Origin of the sequence: Azospirillum aestuarii (genome assembly GCF_016632405.1) — a bacterium.
In the GTDB taxonomy this organism is placed as follows: domain Bacteria; phylum Pseudomonadota; class Alphaproteobacteria; order Azospirillales; family Azospirillaceae; genus Azospirillum; species Azospirillum aestuarii.
Genome location: NZ_JAEPIV010000035.1, coordinates 17,635 through 37,216, shown reverse-complemented (window position 1 = coordinate 37,216; position 19,582 = coordinate 17,635). Strand labels below are relative to the sequence as shown.

Sequence of the window (19,582 nt, the reverse complement as noted above, 5' to 3'; positions counted from 1 at the left end):
GGCGCCACCCATCGACGCGCCTTCGGGCAGCCCTTCCAAAACGCTGATGAATGATCCGGGCTAGGCTTGTCATCACAAAGCGGAGATCCGCTAAAAGCGCCCTTGATGTCCGCGAGCGCTCGAAAACGGGGCCGGCCGGCCGCCGGCCAGTTCGGGGCGGATCAAACCGTTGGACAAAGGGACAAGGCGCCCCGCACAGTGTGCACCGTGATGACTGGATTGCGTGCTTTTGCCGGGCGCCTCATTGCTGCTCTCCTGCTGGTCCCGTTCCTGCCGCCGGGAATCGTGGCGGGGCAGGATACGGGTGCTGCCGTCACCGTGCTGACGTCCTTCCCGGCAGCTTTCTACGAACCCGTGCGGGAAGCGTTCGAGGCTGCACACCCGGACTGGCGCCTGCGCGTCGTCAACACGAAGACCACCGCCGCGATCAGCCAATTGCAGGAGCGGAGTGACGGTGGCGTGGACGTCTTCTGGGCATCCGCTCCCGACGCCTTCGAGGTGTTGAAGGCGGCCAAGCGCCTGGAGCCGGTCGCCCCACCGCCGACGGGGGCGCCGCCGACGGTCGGGAACCAGCCGATCAACGATCCGGACGGCGCCTATCTCGGCTTCGCGCTGTCGGGCTACGGGGTGCTGTGGAACCAGCGCTACCTGGACCGTCACACGTTGCCGACGCCGAAGCGGTGGGAGGATCTGCGCCGCCCCGTCTATGCCCGGCATCTCGGCATCACCGCCCCGTCGCGCTCCGGCACCATGCATCTGATGGTCGAAACCGTGCTGCAGATGCAGGGGTGGGAGCGCGGGTGGGCGACATGGCTGGAGATCGCTGGGAATCTCGCCACCGTGACGGCGCGCAGCTACGGCGTGGTGGATGGCATCGCCAAGGGACGCTTCGGCGTCGGGCTGAGCATCGACTTCCTCGGGCAGTCCGCCGGGTCGGAGGAGGACGATCTGCGCTTCGCCTATCCCGCCGACAGCCTGTTCCTTCCCGCCAGCGTGGCGCTGCTGCGCGGCGCGCCGAACCCGGACGGGGCGCGGGCCTTCATCGACTTTCTGCTGTCCCCGGCCGGTCAGGCGCTGCTCGTCCGCCCGGACATCCAGAGGTTGCCGGTGCGGCCGGACGCCTACGCGGCTGCGCCCCCCGGCTATCCAGACCCCTACCGGACGGAGACGGGGGACGACCTGTTCCTGTTCGACCGCGCCCTGTCCGGCGCCCGCTACGAGCTGGTGAACCTGCTGTTCGACGAGCTGGTGACCTTCCGGGTCAAGACGCTGAACCGGGTCTGGCAACTGATTCACGAGGGGGAGGCGCGCCTGCACGCGCTCTACGGCTCCGCCAGCCACGAGCCGGTGGCGGCGGACCTGCTGCGCGCCGCGCGGGCGGCGGCCACCGCGGTCCCGGTGTCCACCACGGAGGCCGCCGATCCCGCCTTCTCCATGGCGTTGCGCCGTCCGGCGCGCGGGCTTCCCGTGTCCAGCCGGCAGGCGGAGCTGGAAGCCGCGTGGCGGGCCTTCTCCCAGCAGAGGCTGGACGAGGCCCTGGCCCTGGCGGAACGCGCGTTGATCATCCTGCGCGTGGCCAGCGGCGAAGGGGTCTGGCCGTGAGCGCGGAAGCCGTCGCCGGGCGGGCTCCCGGTCCCGTGCGGTTCGGCATCCGGGCGCGGCTGCTGCTGGCCTTCGTCGCGGTGGCGGCGCTGTCGGTGGTCGCCTGCGGGCTGGGCTGGCTGTCCTACGACCGGCTGGGCGGCACGCTGGACGAATTCGCGGAAAGCCATTTGCCCGCCTTGGGGCTCGCCGCGCGCTTGGCGGAGGAGGGCGGCAGCATCACCGCCACCGCGCCGATCCTCGCCAACGCCCGGACGGAGCAGGAGCTGGGCGCCATCCGTGATGCGCTGGGCCGCCGGCTCGCCGCGCTGCGCCTGCTCGCGGCGGAGGGGGAGCGCGGCGTCCCCGGATTGCGCCCGATGGTCGACGCGCTCGGCCACAACCTGACCGACCTCGACGCCACCGTGCGGCACCGGCTGGCGCTGGCCCGCCGCAACCAGGAAGGCATCGAGCGGTTGCGCTGGCTGCACGCCGACTTCCTCGACGAGATCGAGCCGCTGGTCGCCGACGCCCGCTTCAACATCCAGAGCGCGCTGGGCTCCGTGGAAACCGGCACCCGCTACGCCGAAGCGGTCCGTGTGCTGCGCGAGGAGAGCCGGCGCAGCGAGGCGGTGCTTCAGATCGGCGCGAACGGCAACCTCGCGGTCGGGCTGATCGCGCGGGCCGCGACGCTGGCCACCACCGAGGCGTTGGACGACAATGCGGGCTTCCTGGAGGAAACCGCGGACCGGCTGCAACATGACCTCGCCACCCTGAAGGACTGGGCGGACGGCGTGTCGCTGGGGCAGGTGCTTGCCCGTCTGCTGGAACTGGCCCGCGGCGAGGGCAGCATCCCGGACCTGCGCCGCGCGGAGCTGGCCGCAGCCGACCAGGGGCAGGGCCTGCTGGCCGAGAACCGGAAGCTCGTCGCCCGGCTGAACGGCCTGATCGCCCAGCAGGTGCAGTCGGTGGAAACCACCTCGCGCGCGGCCGCCGCCCGTTCGGCGGAGGCGATCGCCGAGGGGCGGTCGGCCCTTCTGGCGAGCGCGCTGGTCAGCCTGCTGGTGGCGGTGCTGGTGGCCTGGCTGTACGTCAACCGCAGCATCATCTCCCGCCTGACGCGGCTCGGCAGCGCGGCGCACGAGATCGCCGCCGGCAACCTGAAGGCGGACATCCCGCTGGGCGGCAACGACGAGCTGTCGCAGATGGCCGCGGCCCTGCTGGTCTTCCGCGACACCGCCATCGCGGTGGAGGAGGCCAACGCCCAGGCCATCATCGACAACGCCCAGGCCGGGCTGGCGACCACCGACGCCGACGGGATGATCGAGTTCGTCAACCCGCTGGCCGCCGCGCTGATCGCCGCACCGGAGGGCGGCGCGGACGGGCGGCTGGCGGACCGGCTGGAGCCCGCCGGCGCGCGGCGCGTGGAGGAGTTCTTCCGCGAGGCCCGCGAGGCCCCGGATGAGGCGGCGCCGTCGCTGTCCCTCCTGACCGCCGGGCGGCGGCCGAACGGTCGCCCGGTGCCGGTCCAGGTGGGCATCCGGCCCTTCCGGCGGCGCCAGCAGCAGCGCTTCATCGTCACCCTGACCGACATGACCGAGCGCGTGGAGGCGCAGCAGCTCCTGGAACGCACGGTGGCGGAGCGCACCGCCGACCTGCGCACCACCAACGCCCGGCTGGAGCAGGCCATCGCCGAACACCAGCGCGCCGAACGCGACCTGCGCGACACCCAGGCGGAGCTGGTGCAGGCCGGCAAGCTGGCGGCGCTGGGCCAACTCGCCGCCGGGGTGGGGCACGAACTGAACCAGCCGCTGTCGGCCATCCGCTCCTACGCCCACAACGGGCGCAAGCTGATCGCGCTCGGGCGGGTCGCGGAGGCGGAGGGCAACCTCGGCAAGATCGCCGATCTGACCGCGCGCATGGCCAACATCACCAACCATCTGAAGCGCTTCGCCCGCCGTCCCGACACCCGGCTGGGCGCGGTGGAACTGGCGCCGGTGGTGCAGGGCGCGCTCTCGCTGTTCGGCGACCGGCTGCGCGAGGAGTCCGTGGAGCTGGCCGTGGACCTGCCGGAGGACCGGCCCGGCGAACCGCTGCGCGTCCGCGCCGAGGAGGTGCGGCTGGAGCAGGTGCTGGTCAATCTGCTGAGCAACGCGCTGGACGCCGTGGCCGGCGCCCCGCTGCGTCGCATCGTCATCGCCGCGGAGGGGGCGGACGGCACCGTCCGCATCACGGTGCGCGACAGCGGTCCCGGCATTCCCGACGCGGTGGCCGGTCAGGTGTTCGACCCCTTCTTCACGACCAAGCCGGTGGGCGCCGGGCTCGGCCTCGGCCTCTCGATCTCCTACAACATCGTGCGGGACTTCGGCGGCGTCCTGTCGGTGGCCGACAGCGGCCCCGGCGGAACCGCTTTCCTGCTGACCCTGACCCGTGCCTGAGCGACATCGCATGACCGTTCTTCTGATCGACGACGACCACGAGGTGCTGGACGCCAGCCGCCAGACGCTGGAGCTGGAAGGCTTCGCGGTGGAGGCGACGACCCGGCCTGAGAACGCCCTGGACCGGCTCGGCCCGTCCTGGCCGGGCGTGGTGGTGACCGACGTGCGCATGCCCGGTCTGGACGGCTTCGCCCTGCTGGAGCGGGTGCGCGCCGCCGATCCGGAGGTGCCGGTGGTGCTGGTGACGGGGCATGGCGACATCGCCATGGCGATGCGGGCGGTGCGCGGCGGCGCCTACGACTTCATCGAGAAGCCGGCCGAGCCCGGCCATCTCGTGGAGGTGGTGCGCCGCGCGCTGGAGCATCGGCGGCTGGTGCTGGAGAACCGCAGCCTGCGGGCGCAGCTGGCCGGTGGCGGCTCGCTGGAGGCGCGCATCATCGGCCGGTCGTCGGCCATCGAACGGCTGCGCGCCGCCGTGGCCGGGCTGGCCGACGCCGAGGTGGACGTCCTGCTGTTCGGCGAAACCGGAACGGGAAAGGAGCTGATCGCCCGCAGCCTGCACGACGCCGGACGGCGGCGGGCCGGCAACTTCGTCGCCCTGAATTGCGGCGCTCTGCCCGACACCATCATCGAGAGCGAGCTGTTCGGCCATGAGCCCGGCGCCTTCACCGGCGCACAGGGCCGGCGCATCGGCAAGCTGGAGCACGCCGACGGCGGCACGCTGTTCCTCGACGAGATCGAGAGCATGCCGATGCATCTCCAGGTGAAGCTGCTGCGCGTGCTGCAGGAGCGGGTGATCGAGCGGGTCGGCGGCAACCGGCCGATCCCGCTGGACCTGCGCGTGGTCGCCGCCACCAAGGTCGATCTGCTGCGGCTGGCCGGGGAGGGCCGGTTCCGCGAGGATCTCTACTACCGCCTGAACGTGGTCACCGTGCCGCTTCCGCCCCTGCGCGAGCGGCGGGAGGATGTCCCGCTGCTGCTGCGCCATTTCCTCGACGCCGCTGCGGCCCGCGCCCGCCGCCCGGCTCCGCCGGTGGACGCGGCGGCGCTGGCCCGTCTGGTCGCCCATGGCTGGCCGGGCAACGTCCGCGAGCTGCGCAACGTCGCCGAGCGCATTGCCCTGGGCTTGGGCGATGGTCTGGCGGGTGGACCGGTGGCCGGAGCGGCGGGCGGCGGGATCGAACCGCTCGCCGGGCAGATGGACCGCATCGAGAAGCAGCTCATCGAGGACGCGCTGGCCCGCTGCGGCGGGCGGGTCGGCGAGACGGCGGACAAGCTGGGGATCACCCGCAAGACCCTCTACCTGAAGATGCGCCACCATGGCCTCCACCGCGGCGACTTTGCCGAGGAGTGATGCGCCGCCCTGTTCCCGTCATTACCCATCGCGCCCACCCGATGTTACCGGAATTACCCATCCTCCCAGCGCGACCCCAGTGAATACGCCTGCGAACGGTCTGGCATGCGGATTGCTGAAACAACACGCAGAAAAAACACCGGGAGGAACCATCCTATGTCTCGCACGCTGCACGGCGTCGCGGCCGCCCTGGCCGTCATGCTCGCTTCCAGCACCGCCGCCTTCGCCCAGGACCCGTCGGGCAAGCTGGTCGTCGTCACATCCTTTCCGAAGGACCTGACCAGCGCCTTCCAGCAGGCTTTCCAGAAGGCCTATCCGAAGGTCACGCTGGAGGTTCTGAACCGCAACACCAACGCGGGCGTGAAGTATCTCCAGGAAACGGCCTCGAACAACGGCACCGACCTGTTCTGGGCCTCCGCCCCCGACGCCTTCGAGGTTCTGAAGGGCGCCAACCTGCTGCAGGCCTACAAGCCGAAGGTCGAGGGCATTCCGGAGAAGGTCGGCGCCTACCCGATCAACGATCCGGAGGGCATGTACGCCGGCTTCGCCGCCTCGGGCTACGGCATCATGTGGAACAGCCGCTACATGAAGGCCAACGAGCTGCCGGCCCCCAAGGAGTGGTCGGACCTCGCCAAGCCGGTCTATTACGACCACGTCGCCATCTCCGCCCCGTCGCGCTCCGGCACCACGCACCTGACCATCGAGACCATCCTCCAGGGCGAGGGGTGGGAGAAGGGCTGGCGGACCAACAAGGAGATCGCCGGCAACTACCGCACCATCACCGAGCGCAGCTTCGGCGTTCCGGACGGTGTGAACTCCGGCAGCTTCGGCATCGGCATCGTGATCGACTTCTTCGCGCTGTCGTCCCAGGCCTCGGGCTTCCCGGTGGAGTTCGTCTATCCGACGGTCACCACCATCGTGCCGGCCAACATCGGCATCGTGAAGAACGCCCCCAACAAGGCCGCCGCCGAAAGCTTCGTGGACTTCATCCTGTCGCCGGAAGGGCAGGAGGTTCTGTTGCAGCCGGCGATCCGCCGCCTGCCGGTCAACCCGGCCACCTACGCGAAGGCGCCCGCCGACTATCCGAACCCGTTCAAGGACACGTCCCTGGGCTCGCAGGTGAACTTCGACGTCGAGGTGTCGCAGGCCCGCTACAACGTGGTGGACGCGCTGTTCGACCAGCTCATCACCTTCCAGCTCGACGGCCTGAAGGCGGCGACCCGCGCCATCCATCAGGCCGAGACCGCGCTGTCCAAGAAGCCCAACGACAAGGGCAAGGCGCTGCTGGCCGAGGCGCGCGACCTCGTCGCCGCCATGCCGGTGACCGCCCAGGAGGCCGCCGACCCGCAACTGGCCGGCGCCTTCACGGTGGAGCGCAAGAGCGCCACCGACGCCGTGCCGGAGCGTCAGGCCCAGGTGGAGCAGAAGTGGGCCGCCTTCGCCAAGGAGAACTACGCCGCCGCCCGCAAGAAGGCCGAAGAGGCCCTGGCGCTGGCCCGCTGATCCGAGCGTGACGGGCGGGGCGCTCCGCGCGGGCGCCCCGCCTCGCCTTCTCCCCCGATACCATTGGGCTGATCCATGACGTCTCTTGCGCTCACGCGCGAAAGCATCGCGCGCGTGCGGCCGGGGCCGGCGGTGGCGGCGGTGCTGATCGCGCTGTTCCTGCTGCTGTTCCTCGTCGTGCCGGTGGTCCAGGTCATCTTCGTCGCCTTCCAGGACAAGACGACCGGGGCCTTCACGCTGGTCAACTTCGCCGATTTCTTCCGCAACGACCTGTTCATGCGGTCGTTCTGGAACTCCTTCTACGTCTCCGCCATGTCGGTGGTGGTGGCGAGCGCGCTGGCCCTGCCGCTGGCCTATCTGACGACGCGCTTCGAATTCCGCGGCGCCGTGCTGATCCAGAGCCTGGGCATCATCCCGCTGATCATGCCGCCCTTCATCGGCGCGGTGGCGATGCAGCTTCTGTTCGGACGCAACGGCACGGTCAACCTGCTGCTGCGCGACCATTTCGGCGTCTCCATCCCGTTCATGGAGGGGCTGAACGGTGTCATCTTCGTGCAGAGCATCCACTATTTCCCGTTCATCCTCATCAACCTGTCGGCCAGCCTGAAGAACATCGACCGGGCGATGGAGGAATCGGCGCAGAACCTCGGCTGCCATGGCTTCCGGCTGTTCCGCCGCATCGTCTTCCCGCTGGCCATGCCGGGCTACGTCGCCGGGGCGTCGCTGGTCTTCATCAAGGTGTTCGACGACCTGGGCACGCCGCTGCTGCTGAACGTCAACGACATGCTGGCGCCGCAGGCGTACCTGCGAATCTCCTCCATCGGCATTTCCGACCCGATGGGCTACGTGATCTCGGTGGTGCTGATCGTCTGCTCGCTGCTCGCCCTGTGGGTGTCGGCGCTGGCGATGAAGGGCAAGGACTACGCGACCGTCCAGCGCGGCGGCGGCGGTCTGGCGCGACGGCGCATGAAGCCGCTGGAACTGGTGGCGGCCTACGCGGTCGTGCTGCTGATCCTCGTGCTGGTTCTGGCGCCGCACATCGGCCTGACGCTGCTGTCCTTCGCGACGATCTGGTCCTTCAGCCCCTTCCCCGACGCCTTCACGATGAAGCATTACGGGACGGTCTTCCTGGAGAGCGGCCAGTACATCACCAACACGCTGCTCTACGCCTCGCTGGCGGCGCTGCTCGACGTGGTGATCGGCACGGCCATCGCCTATCTGGTCCTGCGCACCAAGCTGCCGGGCCGGCAATGGTTGGACTATGTGGCCATGGCGGCGCTGGCGGTGCCGGGCGTGGTGCTGGGCATCGGCTATCTGCGCAGCTTCTACGACGTGCCCATGCCCTTCACCGGCCAGCCGCTGTCCGGCTTCTGGCTGATCCTGGTCTTCGCGCTGGCGATCCGCCGCCTGCCCTACGCGCTGCGCGCCTGCACCGCGGCCCTGCAGCAGGTCAGCAATTCGCTGGAGGAGGCGGCGGAGAATCTGGGAGCCACCAAGCTGCGCACCATCAGCCGGGTGGTCGTGCCGCTGATGTCCGGCGGCATCCTGGCCGGCTTCGTCACCAGCTTCGCCACCGCGGCGGTCGAGCTGTCGGCGACCATCATGCTGGTCCATTCGCAGAGCGACGCGCCGCTGGCCTACGGTCTCTACGTCTACATGCAGTCGGCGGCCGGGCGCGGTCCGGGGGCGGCGCTGGGCGTCTTCGCCGTCGTCATCGTCGGGCTGGGCACCTACCTGTCGCACGTCATCATCGAGCGGGGCCGGCGCGAACGCGGCCAGGACCATTGAGGGGAACCGCCACCATGAACCATCAATTCTCCCCCGCCTCCCTGGCCGCCGGAATGGAGAGCGTCGGCGTCCGCATCGACGGGGTGGACCTGTCCTACGGCAGCCACCGCGTGCTGAAGGACATCCATCTGGACATCAAGCCGGGCGAATTCTTCGCCTTCCTCGGCCCGTCGGGCTGCGGCAAGACCACGCTGCTGCGGCTGATCGCCGGCTTCAACACGGCGCAGCGCGGGCAGGTTACGATCGGCGGGCGCGACATCTCGGGCCTGCCGGCGCACAAGCGCGACGTCGGCATGGTGTTCCAGAGCTACGCGCTGTGGCCGCACATGACCGTGCGCCGCAACGTCGCCTTCGGGCTGGAGGAGCGGCGCGTGCCGCGCGCGGAGATCGAGCGGCGGGTGGACGCGGCGCTCGACCTCGTCGGGCTGAAGCATCTGGCCGACCGCCGCCCGTCGCAGCTTTCCGGCGGCCAGCAGCAGCGCGTCGCGCTCGCCCGCACGATCGTGATCGAGCCGAAGATCCTGCTGCTGGACGAGCCGCTGTCGAACCTCGACGCCAAGCTGCGCGTGCAGATGCGCCAGGAACTGCTCAGCCTCCAGCGCAAGCTGGGGCTGACCACCATCTTCGTCACCCACGACCAGGAGGAGGCCAACACCATCTGCGACCGCATCGCGGTGATGGAGGACGGCATCGTCCAGCAGGTGGGCACCCCGCAGGAACTGTACGACCACCCGGCCAACCTGTTCGTCGCCGGCTTCCTCGGCACCGCCAACGTGCTCGACGGGCAGGTGCGCGCCGTGGACGGCGGCGGGACGGCCTTCGTCACGGGCGGCGGCGTGGCGATCCCGCTGCCGCAGGGCGTGGAGCCGGGGGCCGAGGGCAAGCTGATGTTCCGGCCGCAAAATCTCGTTATCCGTCAGGATGGCGGGCGCCAAGAGGATGGGCCGCCGCGCGCGGGCCACGTCCGGCTGATGGGCGTGGTGCGGCATCGGGAGTTCCTGGGGGCATCGATCCGCTACGCGGTGGACATCGGGGGACAGCAGGTGCAGGTTGACGCCCCGCACCAGGCCGGCAACGCGCTGCTGCCGACGGACACCCCCATCACCCTCGACCTCGCGGCCGACAAGGCCCGTTTCCTGCGTCGATAGGAGCCGCATTCCGGTGACCAGCCTTCCCAACCGCACGTCTTTGCGTGCCCCCGTTCGTGCGATTGCCTTCGACCTCGACGGCACGCTGGTGGACAGCGCCGCCGACCTGATGCACGCCTCCAACGCCCTGCTCGCCGAGTTGGGCCGCCCGCCGGTCGATCTGCCGGCGGTGCGCTCCTTCATCGGCGACGGGGTGGCCAAGCTGGTCGAGCGGGTCCTCGCCGCCACCGGCGGCCTGCCCGGAGCAGAGGAGACGGCGGCCCACACCCGCCGTTTCCTCGTCCTTTACGAGGCCGACCCCAGCGCCCACAGCGCGCTCTATCCCGGCGTGGCGGAGACGCTGACGGCGCTGGCCGCGGCCGGGCTGAAACTCGGGGTGTGCACCAACAAGCCGATGGCGGCGACCCGGCGGCTGCTCGCCGACCTCGGCATCGCGGACCGCTTCACGGCGGTGGTCGGTGGGGACAGTTTCCCCAGCCGCAAGCCCTCGCCGGAGCCGGTGCTCGGCCTGCTCGCCCTGATGGATGTCCGGCCCGAGGAGACCGTCTTCGTCGGCGACAACGAGCATGACGTGGCCGCCGCCCGCGCCGCCGGGGTGGCGCGGGTTCTGGTGCTGCGCTACGGCTACGCGCGGGTGCCGCTCGACAGCCTCCCGCACGACGGCATCCTGGAGCATTTCGGCGACCTGACGGGCGCGCTGTCCGAAGGCTTCGCAGCATGAGCCGTCCCACGCTGGATCGGGTCGTTTTCTGTCGGCATGGCGAGACGGAAAGCAACCTCGGCGGCTGGCTGGCCGGATCGCGCGACGTGCCGCTGACCGACCGCGGGCGGGCGCAGGCCCACGCGGCGGCGGCGGCGCTGACCGCCCAGGGGAGTCCGGTCGCGGCCATTCATTCCAGCCCGCAGCGGCGCGCGCTGGAAACCGCCGGAATCATCGGCGCGGCGCTGGGCCTTCCGGTGGTCGTCGTCCCCGGTCTGGAGGAGCGGCGCTGGGGTGACCTGGAAGGGGGCGCCGTGCCGGCGGATCTGCTGCGGGAGGAGGTGCCGGGGGGCGAAAGCCTGTCCGCCTTCCAGGCCCGCGTCGCCGCGGCGTTGAGCGGATTGCCGATTCCGGCGGACGGGCAGCCCCCCTTGATCGTGGCGCACGCCGGCACATGGCACGCCTTGTGCCGCTGGATGGGCGTCGACCCGGACACGCTCTGGCCGCCCAACGCGACCCCGGTCACGCTGACGCGCGGACCCTGACCGGAGGCCGCGCGGAAAACGTCGGCTCGTCAGGCCAGACGGGCCAGCAGAAGGTCCAGCATGCGGTCGCAAGCCGCCAGCTGCTCCTCCGCGATGAACTCGTCCGGCTTGTGGGCCTCGCCGATGCTGCCCGGACCGCAGACGACGGTGGGAAGCGACAAGCGCTGCTGGAACAGGCCGCCTTCGGTGCCGAAGGAAATCTTGCCCAAGCTGTTTCCTCCGGTGAGCGCCTTGACGAAGGACACCACCTCCGAGTCCCCGTCGGTGTCGAGCGACGGATAGCTGGACAGTTCGGCGACCTCGACGGCGGCGGCGGGAAAGGCGCTTCGCGCGCGCGTTTCAATGGCCTCCGCCTCCGCCCTCACCGCGTCGAGCAGGGGCTCCACCGGGTCTTGCGGCAGGTGGCGGATTTCCATGTCGAGGCGGCACTGGTTGGGCACGATGTTCAGCGCGCTGCCGCCCTGGATGACGCCGGCGTGGATGGTGGTCCAGGGCACGTCGTAGTCGGCGTCGCGCGGGCCTTCGGTCTGCACCCGCTCCTGCAGACGGCGCAGTCCCGTAAGCATGTCGCAGGCCATATGGATGGCGTTCATCCCCTGCGGCGCCAGGCTGGAATGGCATTCGACCCCGCGGCAGTCGATGCGCAGCGCCGTCTTGCCCTTGTGGGCCGTGACCACCTGCATCAATGTGGGTTCACCGACGATGCAGAAGCGCGGGCGGACCGGCAGGGCCGCCATCATGTCGATCAGGCGCCGCACACCCAGGCAGCCGACCTCCTCGTCGTAGGACAGCGCGAGATGAAGGGGCTGGCTGAGCGTCCGCCCGGAGGCCCGCTCGGCCAGGGCCATCGCGGCGGCGACGAAGCCCTTCATGTCGGCGGTTCCCCGCCCATAGAGATTTCCGGCCCGGCGGGTCAGGCGGAAGGGGTCGCTGGTCCAGGCCTGTCCGTCCACCGGCACCACATCGGTGTGGCCGGACAGCAGGACGCCCGGACGGTCGACCGGGCCGATGCTGGCGAAGAGGTTGGCCTTGCGCCCGTCCTCGCTCGGCACCAGCCGTGTGGCGGCGCCGGCCGCCTCCAGCCGCTCCTTCGCCCAGAGGATGAGGTCCAGGTTGCTGTCGCGGCTGACCGTGGGAAAGGCCACCAGCCGTTCCAGAATGTCCAGCGTCGCACCCATGGCGGGTATGGTCCTTCTTCCGTGGTCCTCGATCGGCCCCGGCTTTCACCGGCCGGCGGCGCTGCCCGCGCCGTCGGGACGGAGGAGGACGCTCGACCGTCCTCCATCCGTCGTCAGGGCGCTCGGCTCACTTGGCGTCGAAGTAGCCGGCCTGGATGGTCTTGCCGATCAGGTTGCAGATGATGCGCCCGGCGGTGATGGCGGTGATGCCGTTCACGTCCTTCTTGGGCGTGATCTCCACGATGTCCATGCCGACCACGCGGCCCTTCTTAACCAGACCGTGGATCAGCGTGCGGATCTGGGGATAAGTCACGCCGCCCGGCGCCGGGCCGTTGACGGCCGGCATGATGGTCGGGTCCATGCCGTCGGCGTCGATGGTCAGGTAGTAGCGCCCGCCGTCGGGAATGCGGTCGAGCACCGCCTTCATGCCGACCTCCTGCAACTCCACGTCGGGGATCAGCACGGCGCCGTAGGCCTGGGCGGCCTCGACCTCCTCCGGCCGGGCGCTGCCGGCGGAGCGCAGGCCGATCTGGAAGATCTGACCGACATGGTCCATCTCCGCCGCGCGCCGGATCGGGCTGGAATAGCCGCCGCGGGCGCCGTTCACATGGTCGCGCCAGTCGAGGTGCGCGTCGATGTGCACGAGCGTGATCGGTTCCTGATCGTCGTAGGCGCGCAGCACCGGGATCGGGATGCCGTGGTCACCGCCGATGATGATGGGGAGCATGCCCTTGGCGAGCATCGCCCGGACCACAGCCTCGGCGTTGCGGTAATGCAGGTCGAGGTCGCGCGGGTTCGCCTTCACGTCGCCGCAGTCCACGACCTTGATGTCCTTCCCGCCGAGCAGCGGGCCGCCGATGTCGAAGTCCCAGCGCTCCAGATGGCGCAACGCCCGCTCGGTGTAGCGGCGGACCCAGGTGGGGGCGTTGGTCTGGTCGTTGGTCACCTCGTCGATCGAGTAGGGATCGCCGTAGGGGATGCCGAGGATGCCGATATGGCCGTCGAGCTGGTCGAGATCCGTGCAGATCGGGAAGTCGAGGAAGCTCTGCAGTTCACGGCGCGGCGGGTTGGTCAGGGTGCTGCTCATGGCGGGCGTTCCAGGTTTCTTCTGAGAAATGCGGGAAGGGTTCAGGCGGCGTCGGGGATCACGGCGATGGCGTCGACCTCGACCACCCATTCCGGCCGCGCCAGGGCGCTGACGACGATGCCGGTGGAGACGGGATGAACGCCCTTCAGCCACTTGCCGATGGTGCGGTAGACCGGCTCGCGGTAGCGCGGGTCGGTGATGTAGACGGTGATCTTGCAGATGTGCTCCATCTTCGCGCCGGCTTCGTCCAGCAGCATCTTGATGTTGCTCATGGCCTGCTCGGTCTGGCCGGCGGGGTCGCCGATGGCCACGCTCTCGCTGGTGTCGAGGTTCTGGCCGATCTGGCCGCGCACGAAGACCATCGCACCGCGGGCGACGACCGTCTGGCAGAGGTCGTTGTCCAGCGCCTGCTCGGGATAGGTCTTCTTGGTGTTGAACTTGCGGATGCGGGTGTGGGTGGTCATGGGTCGTTTCTCTCGTGTGTGAACAGGATCGCCGGGCATGGAAGGGGCGTGTCCGGGGAGCCGAAGCCGCCCCGGCGGTCACGCCGCCCGGAAAGGGGGACTGCGGATTAGGCGGTCAGTGCAGGGCCGCCAGTTCGGGGAAGACCGACGCCCGTTCCGCCAGCTCGGCCAGCGGGATGTGGCAGGCGATGCGGTGGCCGTCGGCCGCCGTCTGCACCGGCGGCGCGCGCTCGTCGCAGATGGCGCCGAGCTTGCGCGGGCAGCGGCCGCGGAACGCGCATCCCCCGCCGCCGGGCGGTGCCGTGGAATCCTCCAGCAGGATGCGCTCCGGCTCCGGCCCGTCCTCCGCCCCGCCCAGCCGCGGCACCGCCGACAGCAGCGCCTCGGTGTAGGGATGGTAGGGCGGGCGCAGGACCCGGCCGATCGGACCCTCCTCGCAGATCGTGCCGCCATAGATGACCAGCACGCGGTCGGCGATGTGCGACACCACGGCGATGTCGTGGGTGATGAACAGGTAGGACAGCCCAAGCTCGTCCCGCAGGTCGGCCAGCAGGTTGAGGATGTTCGCCTGCACCGAGACGTCCAGCGCCGACACCGCCTCGTCGCAGACGACGAATTCCGGGTCGGTGGCCAGGGCGCGCGCGATGTTGACGCGCTGCCGCTCGCCGCCGCTCAGCTCGTGCGGGTAGCGGTCGGCGTAGGCCGCGGGCAGGCCGACGCGGGTCAGCAGCGCCGCGATCATCTCCCGGCGTTCCGCCTCGCCCTGTCGGCCGGCGAGAACGAGCGGGCGCTCCATGGCCGCGCCCACCGTCTTGCGCGGGTTGAGCGAGGCGGCGGAATTCTGGAAGACCAGCTGGGCGCGGCGGCGCAGGTCGCGGTCCCCCTCCTTGGCCTGCTTGACGAAGTCGGCGCCGTCGAACAGCACCGTTCCGGCGGTCGGCTCGATCAACGCCAGCAGCGAGCGGCCGATCGTGCTCTTGCCGCTGCCGCTCTCGCCGACCACGCCCAACACCTCGCCGCGCTGGATGGTGAAGGAGACGTCGTCGACCGCCACCGTGCCGTCCCGGCGCAGCCACGGCAGGATCGACCGGCGCTCGCCGAAGACCTTGCGCAGCGCATCGACCTGCACCAGCGGGGCGGAGCGGGCCGGCGGCGCCGCCTGCGGCCGGGACGCGGTCGACTCCTCCGGCCACGGGGTGCCGGCCAGGGCCTCGGCCTTCCAGCAGCGCACGCTGTTGCCGGCGGCGTCCCCGCGCAGCGCCTGGGGCAGGCGGCGGCAGGTCTCCTCGGCGAACGGACAGCGCGGCGCGAAGACGCAGGACTCGGAGGCGCCCGACAGCTTGCTGACCGTGCCGGGGATCGAGGACAGACGGTGCCGGCGGTCGGTGGTGATGCGAGGCAGCGCCGCCACCAGACCCTTGGTGTAGGGATGAACCGGCCGGGCCAGCACGTCGCGGGTGCGCCCGGTCTCCACGACCTCGCTGCCGTAGAGCACGCAGACAGAGTTGCAGATGCGGTTGACGATGCCGAGGTTGTGGGAGACGAACAGGGCGCTCAGATGGTGGCTCTCGCACAGGCCGGCGAGCAGCTCGATGATCCGCGCCTCCACCGTGACGTCGAGCGCTGTCGTCGGCTCGTCGAGGATCAGCAGCTTGGGGTCGCAGCCCAGCGCGGTGGCGATCAGCACGCGCTGCTGCATGCCGCCCGACAGCTGGTGCGGGTAGGACTGCGCGATGCGCCGCGGCTCGCGGATGCCGACCTCGGCCAGCAGTTCCTCCACCCGCGGCGCGGCCTGCCGGGCGGTGAAGCCCTTGTGCTGGACCAGCGGCTCGGCGATCTGCCGCCCGACGGTCAGCGCCGGGTTCAGCGAGGTGAAGGGGTCCTGGAAGACCGCGGCGATGCGGTCGCCGCGCAAGCGCCGGCGGTGCGCGGCGGACAGACGGCGCAAGTCGGTCCCTTCGAACAGGATCTCGCCGCCGTCGATGCGCCCGGCCTCACCCAGCAGATCGAGGATGGCCATGGCGACGGTGCTCTTGCCCGAGCCGGACTCGCCCACCAGCCCCATGACCTCGCCCGGCCGGATCGCGAAGCTGACGTCGCTGGCGGCGCGCAGCGTGCCGCGCGGGCTGGCGTAGTTGATGGTGAGGTTGCGCACCTCCAGCAGGGCGGCGGCCGAGGCGGTCGCGGAGGCCGGGGTCGGGTCGGGGGACGCGGCGGCGGAAAGGGGCACGAGAGCGGTCATGAGGTCAGTGTCCTCCCGTGTTGCGGGGGTCCAGCACGGCGCGCAGCCCATCGCCCAGCAGGTTGATGCCGATCACGGTGATGCCCATGGCGATGCCGGGGCACAGCGCGATCCAGGGCGCCTGCTCGACGAAGGGCCGCGCCTCGCTGATCATCAGGCCCCAGTCGGAGGAGGGCGGCTGGGCGCCCATGCCGATGAAGCTGAGGGCGGCGCCAAGCAGGATGGCGAAGACGACGCGCAGGCTGGACTCGACCGCCAGCGGCGGCCAGATGTTCGGCAGGATCTCGTGGAACAGGATGTAGGCGGTGCTCTCGCCGCGCAGCCGGGCGGCGGTGATGAACTCCTCCTGCATCAGCTCCAGGGTGATGGCGCGGGTCAGGCGGACCACCTGCGGCACGTAGACGATGCCGATGGCGACGACCGCCTTCCACAGGGCCGGCGGCGTGACGGCCAGGACGAGGATGCCCAGCAGGATGGGCGGGAAGGACATCAGCACGTCCATGCAGCGCATGATGATCTCGTCGGTCCGGCCCCGGCCGTAGCCGGCGACCAGCCCCAGCGGCACGCCGATGAGCAGGCTGATGGCGGTGGCGGCGACGCCCATGACCAGCGAGTTGGTCGTGCCGACGAGGGTGCGGCTGAACACGTCGCGGCCGTACTCGTCCGTGCCGAACCAGAAGTCCGGCCCCGGCGGCTGCAGCCGGCTCATGATGTTCATCTCGTCGTAGGGGTAGGGGGCCAGCCAGGGGCCGGCCACGGCGACCACCAGCAGCGGCGCCAGCAGCGCGATCCCGAGCACGAGCGAGGTTGGCCAGCGCTTCGGCACGGCGTGGGGCGGGGCAGGGCGGGGCGGGGCGGCGGGGGTTTGGCTCGCGGCGGTCATGTCAGGCGTTCCCCATGCCATGGCGGATCTTCGGGTTGACGAACGCGTAGAGGAGGTCGGCCGCCAGGTTCGCCAGGCAGTAGGCCGTCGAGATGATCAGGATGGTCGCCTGGATCAGCGGCAGGTCGTGGCGCTGGATGGCGAACAGCAGCAGCCGGCCCATGCCGGGGAAGGAGAAGACCGTCTCGATGACCACGACGCCGCCGAGGATCAGGCCGAAATCGATGGCGAGCACGGTGATGGTCGGCAGCAGCGCGTTGCGCAGCGCGTGACGGACGATCACCACCTTCTCCGGCAGGCCCTTGGCGCGGGCGTATTTCACGTAGTTGGTCTGCAGGACGTCGATCATGCTGGAGCGGGTCAGCCGCGCGATGCGGGCGATCAGCATCAGCACCAGCGTGACGACCGGCAGGACCAGATGCGACGCCCAGGGCACGAAGCCGTCGGAAAGCGGCGCGTAGCCGCCGGTCGGCAGCCATTTCAGGTAGCTGCCGAAGACCAGCACCAGGACGATGGCCCAGAAGAAGTCGGGAACGGCGATGCCGAGATAGGACACACCCGAAACCATCTGGTCGGCCAGACGCCCGCGGCGCACCGCGGCCAGCACGCCGAGGCCGATGCCGATCACCGTCACCACCGCCAGGGCGACCACCGCCAGAACCAGGGAACGGCTCAGCGCCTCCATCAGGATCGGCGCGACCGGCTGCTCCAGCACCAGTGAGCGGCCGAGATCGCCCTGCAGGATGCCGGCGGCCCAGCGGCCGTACTGGACGATCAGGGGCTGGTCGAGCCCGAGCTTGACCGTGATGGCGTCGATCACCTCCTTCGAGGCGAACTGCCCGGCGATCATCGACGCGACGTCGCCCGGCATCGCCTGCGTCACGAGGAAGACGAGGATCGACATGACGACCAGCACCATCGCCAGATAGGCCAGCCGGGTGAGTGTGTAGAGGAGCATGAAAAGAGCTTCCCTTGGCCCGGGGGCGTCGGGAGCGCGGCGGGCGCTCCCGACGCCGTCGACGGCTCTACTGGCCGACCGAAACGTTGCGCAGGTCGAGGAACATCATCGGGTGGGAGGTGAAGCCCTGCACCCGCGCGCTCACCCCATTGACGTGGTTGATGACGTAGGGGATGACGCCGGGGGCATCCTGGACGGCCAGCGCCTGCACCTCGCCGTAGAGCTTCTTGGCCTCCTCCTCGCTGGACGCCTGGCGGGCGCCATCGAGCAGCTTGTCCATCGCCGGGTTCGCGTAGTTCCACAGCGCGGCGTTCCACGACCCGCGCGAGTGGTACCAGGGATAGACCGAGGTATCGATCGTCGGGCGGCTGAAGAAGCCGTCGATGTAGAAGCCCGCCTTGCCCTCGATGTCCTTCAGGAAGACGTCGAAGGGCACGCGCTGCACGTTGACGGTGATGCCCGCCGGCTTCAGCAGCTCGCGGACCGCCAGCCCCAGACGCTCGCGGGTGGCGCGGCCGGCCGGGGTGTAGAGCGTGACCTCGAAGCCGTTGGGATAGCCCGCCTCGGCCAGCATCTTCTTCGCGGCCGCCGGGTCGCCCTTGGCGATGGCCAAGTCCTTGTTGAAGTAGGGATGGCTCGGCGGGATCGGCGAATGGGTCGGCGTGCCGTAGCCGAACAGGGCGATCTGGGTGATGGCCTGCTTGTCCAGCGCGGTCGCCACGGCGCGGCGGACGCGCACGTCGTCGAACGGCTTGGTCGTGCCGTTCATGATCACGCCGTCCCAGGTGGAGGTCGGCACGGCTTCGGCCTTCAGGTTCGACGTCGCCTTGACCTTGTCCACCGCCTCCGGCGGCAGGTTCCAGGCGAGGTCCAGCTCACCCGTGGTCAGCGCCGCCACCTGGCTCGCCGTCTCGGGCAGGATGCGGATCACCACCTCGTCCAGTTTCGGCAGGCCGGCCTCGAAATAGGTCGGGTTGCGCTTCACCACCATGCGGTCGCCGGGCGCGAAGGAGACGAACTGGAAGGGGCCGGTGCCGACGGGGTTGGAGGCCAGCGTGTCGAGGGCGTCGCGCGGCACGATGCGGGCCTGACGCTCGCCGAACAGCTCGGCGAAGCCGGAGTAGGGGGATTTCAGCGCGAATTCCACCGTGTGGGAATCCACCGCCTTCATCGACTCCACGATCTCGAAGTTCACGCGGGCGGTGGAGCCGGTCGCCTTGTCCTGGATGCGGGTGATGGTGGCGATGACGTCCTCGGCGTCCATCTCGCGGCCGCTGTGGAACTTCACGCCCTTCTTCAGGAAGAAGGTCCAGGTCTTGAGGTCGGCGCTGTGCTCCCAGCGCTCGGCGAGGTCGGGCTTCAGCGTCATGTCGGCGGCGATCGCCGTCAGGCCGTTGAAGAGCAGGTAAGCGGCCACATACTCCTGGCCGCCCTTCATCTTGGCGGGATCGAGGGTGTTCAGGTTCGAATCCACCGCCACCTTGAGCGTGCCGGCGGCCTGCGCGGACAGCGCGGTGCCGGAGAGGAGGAAAGCCGAGAGCACAGCCCGTGCCACCAACCGTTTCACCATGATGAAGCCTCTCTGCTTGCGGGGTCCGTTGTGGACCTTGGTTCGTGTTGCCTCGACGCTCTCACAGACCCGTCATGGGCGGAAAGGCCAAGACCGTGACGTCCGGTGGAGCAAGATGTGACTGTAATTTGGGCAATTCCTGC

Annotated in this window: 15 protein-coding genes; 8 read left to right on the top strand and 7 right to left on the bottom strand. The window is 70.1% G+C overall.

Going from position 1 to position 19,582, the window contains the following annotated elements:
• Nucleotides 1-210: 210 nt before the first annotated feature.
• The 8 genes from JJL56_RS29280 (at nt 211) to JJL56_RS29245 (ending at nt 11,057) form a co-directional block, all read left to right on the top strand.
• Nucleotides 211-1,602 carry an ABC transporter substrate-binding protein gene (locus JJL56_RS29280; RefSeq protein WP_200487335.1) on the top strand — a complete coding sequence of 464 codons (1,392 nt, stop codon included), beginning with the start codon at nt 211-213 and terminating at the stop codon, nt 1,600-1,602.
• Nucleotides 1,599-4,019, top strand: coding sequence for an ATP-binding protein (locus JJL56_RS29275; RefSeq protein ID WP_200487333.1), 2,421 nt, complete (start codon nt 1,599-1,601; stop codon nt 4,017-4,019). Before JJL56_RS29280 ends, JJL56_RS29275 begins: the two co-directional genes overlap by 4 nt.
• A 10-nt stretch (nt 4,020-4,029) precedes the next feature.
• The gene (locus JJL56_RS29270; protein ID WP_200487332.1) at nt 4,030-5,373 is read left to right on the top strand and encodes a sigma-54-dependent transcriptional regulator; all 1,344 of its coding nucleotides are present in this window, start codon (nt 4,030-4,032) and stop codon (nt 5,371-5,373) included.
• 156 nt (nt 5,374-5,529) lie between these two features.
• A complete protein-coding gene (locus JJL56_RS29265; protein ID WP_200487331.1) occupies nt 5,530-6,876 on the top strand; it encodes an ABC transporter substrate-binding protein in 1,347 nt (448 codons plus the stop codon).
• Between the two features lie 75 nt (nt 6,877-6,951).
• A complete protein-coding gene (locus JJL56_RS29260; protein WP_200487330.1) occupies nt 6,952-8,664 on the top strand; it encodes an ABC transporter permease in 1,713 nt (570 codons plus the stop codon).
• 14 nt (nt 8,665-8,678) lie between these two features.
• Nucleotides 8,679-9,812, top strand: coding sequence for an ABC transporter ATP-binding protein (locus tag JJL56_RS29255; RefSeq protein WP_247891318.1), 1,134 nt, complete (start codon nt 8,679-8,681; stop codon nt 9,810-9,812).
• Nucleotides 9,813-9,825: 13 nt separating this feature from the next.
• On the top strand, nt 9,826-10,533 hold the full coding sequence (gene gph, locus JJL56_RS29250; RefSeq protein ID WP_200487328.1) for a phosphoglycolate phosphatase: 708 nt from the start codon (nt 9,826-9,828) through the stop codon (nt 10,531-10,533).
• A complete protein-coding gene (locus tag JJL56_RS29245) occupies nt 10,530-11,057 on the top strand; it encodes a histidine phosphatase family protein (RefSeq protein WP_200487327.1) in 528 nt (175 codons plus the stop codon). The genes gph and JJL56_RS29245 overlap by 4 nt, the downstream gene beginning before the upstream one ends.
• 29 nt (nt 11,058-11,086) lie before the next feature.
• Here the strand turns inward: JJL56_RS29245 and argE are convergent, their stop codons facing one another.
• From argE to JJL56_RS29210, 7 genes are all read right to left on the bottom strand, one after another.
• Nucleotides 11,087-12,235: an acetylornithine deacetylase gene (gene argE / locus JJL56_RS29240; RefSeq protein WP_211110851.1), complete on the bottom strand. Its 1,149-nt coding sequence runs from the start codon at nt 12,233-12,235 to the stop codon at nt 11,087-11,089.
• 127 nt (nt 12,236-12,362) lie between these two features.
• Nucleotides 12,363-13,322 carry an agmatinase gene (locus JJL56_RS29235; RefSeq protein ID WP_145629280.1) on the bottom strand — a complete coding sequence of 320 codons (960 nt, stop codon included), beginning with the start codon at nt 13,320-13,322 and terminating at the stop codon, nt 12,363-12,365.
• 41 nt (nt 13,323-13,363) lie between these two features.
• Nucleotides 13,364-13,786 carry a RidA family protein gene (locus tag JJL56_RS29230; RefSeq protein WP_200487326.1) on the bottom strand — a complete coding sequence of 141 codons (423 nt, stop codon included), beginning with the start codon at nt 13,784-13,786 and terminating at the stop codon, nt 13,364-13,366.
• A gap of 115 nt (nt 13,787-13,901) precedes the next feature.
• Complete coding sequence (locus JJL56_RS29225; RefSeq protein ID WP_247891317.1) at nt 13,902-16,028, bottom strand: dipeptide ABC transporter ATP-binding protein; 2,127 nt, start codon at nt 16,026-16,028, stop codon at nt 13,902-13,904.
• 4 nt (nt 16,029-16,032) lie between these two features.
• Nucleotides 16,033-16,911, bottom strand: a complete 879-nt coding sequence (locus tag JJL56_RS29220; RefSeq protein ID WP_247891316.1) for an ABC transporter permease — start codon at nt 16,909-16,911, stop codon at nt 16,033-16,035.
• A 1-nt stretch (nt 16,912) separates the two neighbouring features.
• Entirely contained in the window at nt 16,913-17,869 is a 957-nt protein-coding gene (locus tag JJL56_RS29215; RefSeq protein WP_200487320.1) for an ABC transporter permease, read from the bottom strand.
• A 67-nt stretch (nt 17,870-17,936) separates the two neighbouring features.
• Nucleotides 17,937-19,439 (bottom strand): ABC transporter substrate-binding protein, encoded by a 1,503-nt coding sequence (locus tag JJL56_RS29210; protein ID WP_200487318.1) that lies wholly within the window; start codon nt 19,437-19,439, stop codon nt 17,937-17,939.
• Nucleotides 19,440-19,582: the final 143 nt, after the last annotated feature.

Excerpts from the sequence above, each read along its gene's own strand:
- JJL56_RS29230 (WP_200487326.1), bottom strand. The coding sequence starts at position 13,786 with ATGACCACCCACACCCGCATCCGCAAGTTCAACACCAAGAAGACCTAT.
- JJL56_RS29215 (WP_200487320.1), bottom strand. The coding sequence starts at position 17,869 with ATGCTCCTCTACACACTCACCCGGCTGGCCTATCTGGCGATGGTGCTG.
- JJL56_RS29280 (WP_200487335.1), top strand. The coding sequence starts at position 211 with ATGACTGGATTGCGTGCTTTTGCCGGGCGCCTCATTGCTGCTCTCCTG.
- JJL56_RS29245 (WP_200487327.1), top strand. The coding sequence starts at position 10,530 with ATGAGCCGTCCCACGCTGGATCGGGTCGTTTTCTGTCGGCATGGCGAG.
- JJL56_RS29235 (WP_145629280.1), bottom strand. The coding sequence starts at position 13,322 with ATGAGCAGCACCCTGACCAACCCGCCGCGCCGTGAACTGCAGAGCTTC.
- JJL56_RS29225 (WP_247891317.1), bottom strand. The coding sequence starts at position 16,028 with ATGACCGCTCTCGTGCCCCTTTCCGCCGCCGCGTCCCCCGACCCGACC.
- JJL56_RS29220 (WP_247891316.1), bottom strand. The coding sequence starts at position 16,911 with ATGACCGCCGCGAGCCAAACCCCCGCCGCCCCGCCCCGCCCTGCCCCG.
- JJL56_RS29270 (WP_200487332.1), top strand. The coding sequence starts at position 4,030 with ATGACCGTTCTTCTGATCGACGACGACCACGAGGTGCTGGACGCCAGC.
- argE (WP_211110851.1), bottom strand. The coding sequence starts at position 12,235 with ATGGGTGCGACGCTGGACATTCTGGAACGGCTGGTGGCCTTTCCCACG.
- JJL56_RS29255 (WP_247891318.1), top strand. The coding sequence starts at position 8,679 with ATGAACCATCAATTCTCCCCCGCCTCCCTGGCCGCCGGAATGGAGAGC.
- JJL56_RS29260 (WP_200487330.1), top strand. The coding sequence starts at position 6,952 with ATGACGTCTCTTGCGCTCACGCGCGAAAGCATCGCGCGCGTGCGGCCG.
- JJL56_RS29265 (WP_200487331.1), top strand. The coding sequence starts at position 5,530 with ATGTCTCGCACGCTGCACGGCGTCGCGGCCGCCCTGGCCGTCATGCTC.
- JJL56_RS29210 (WP_200487318.1), bottom strand. The coding sequence starts at position 19,439 with ATGGTGAAACGGTTGGTGGCACGGGCTGTGCTCTCGGCTTTCCTCCTC.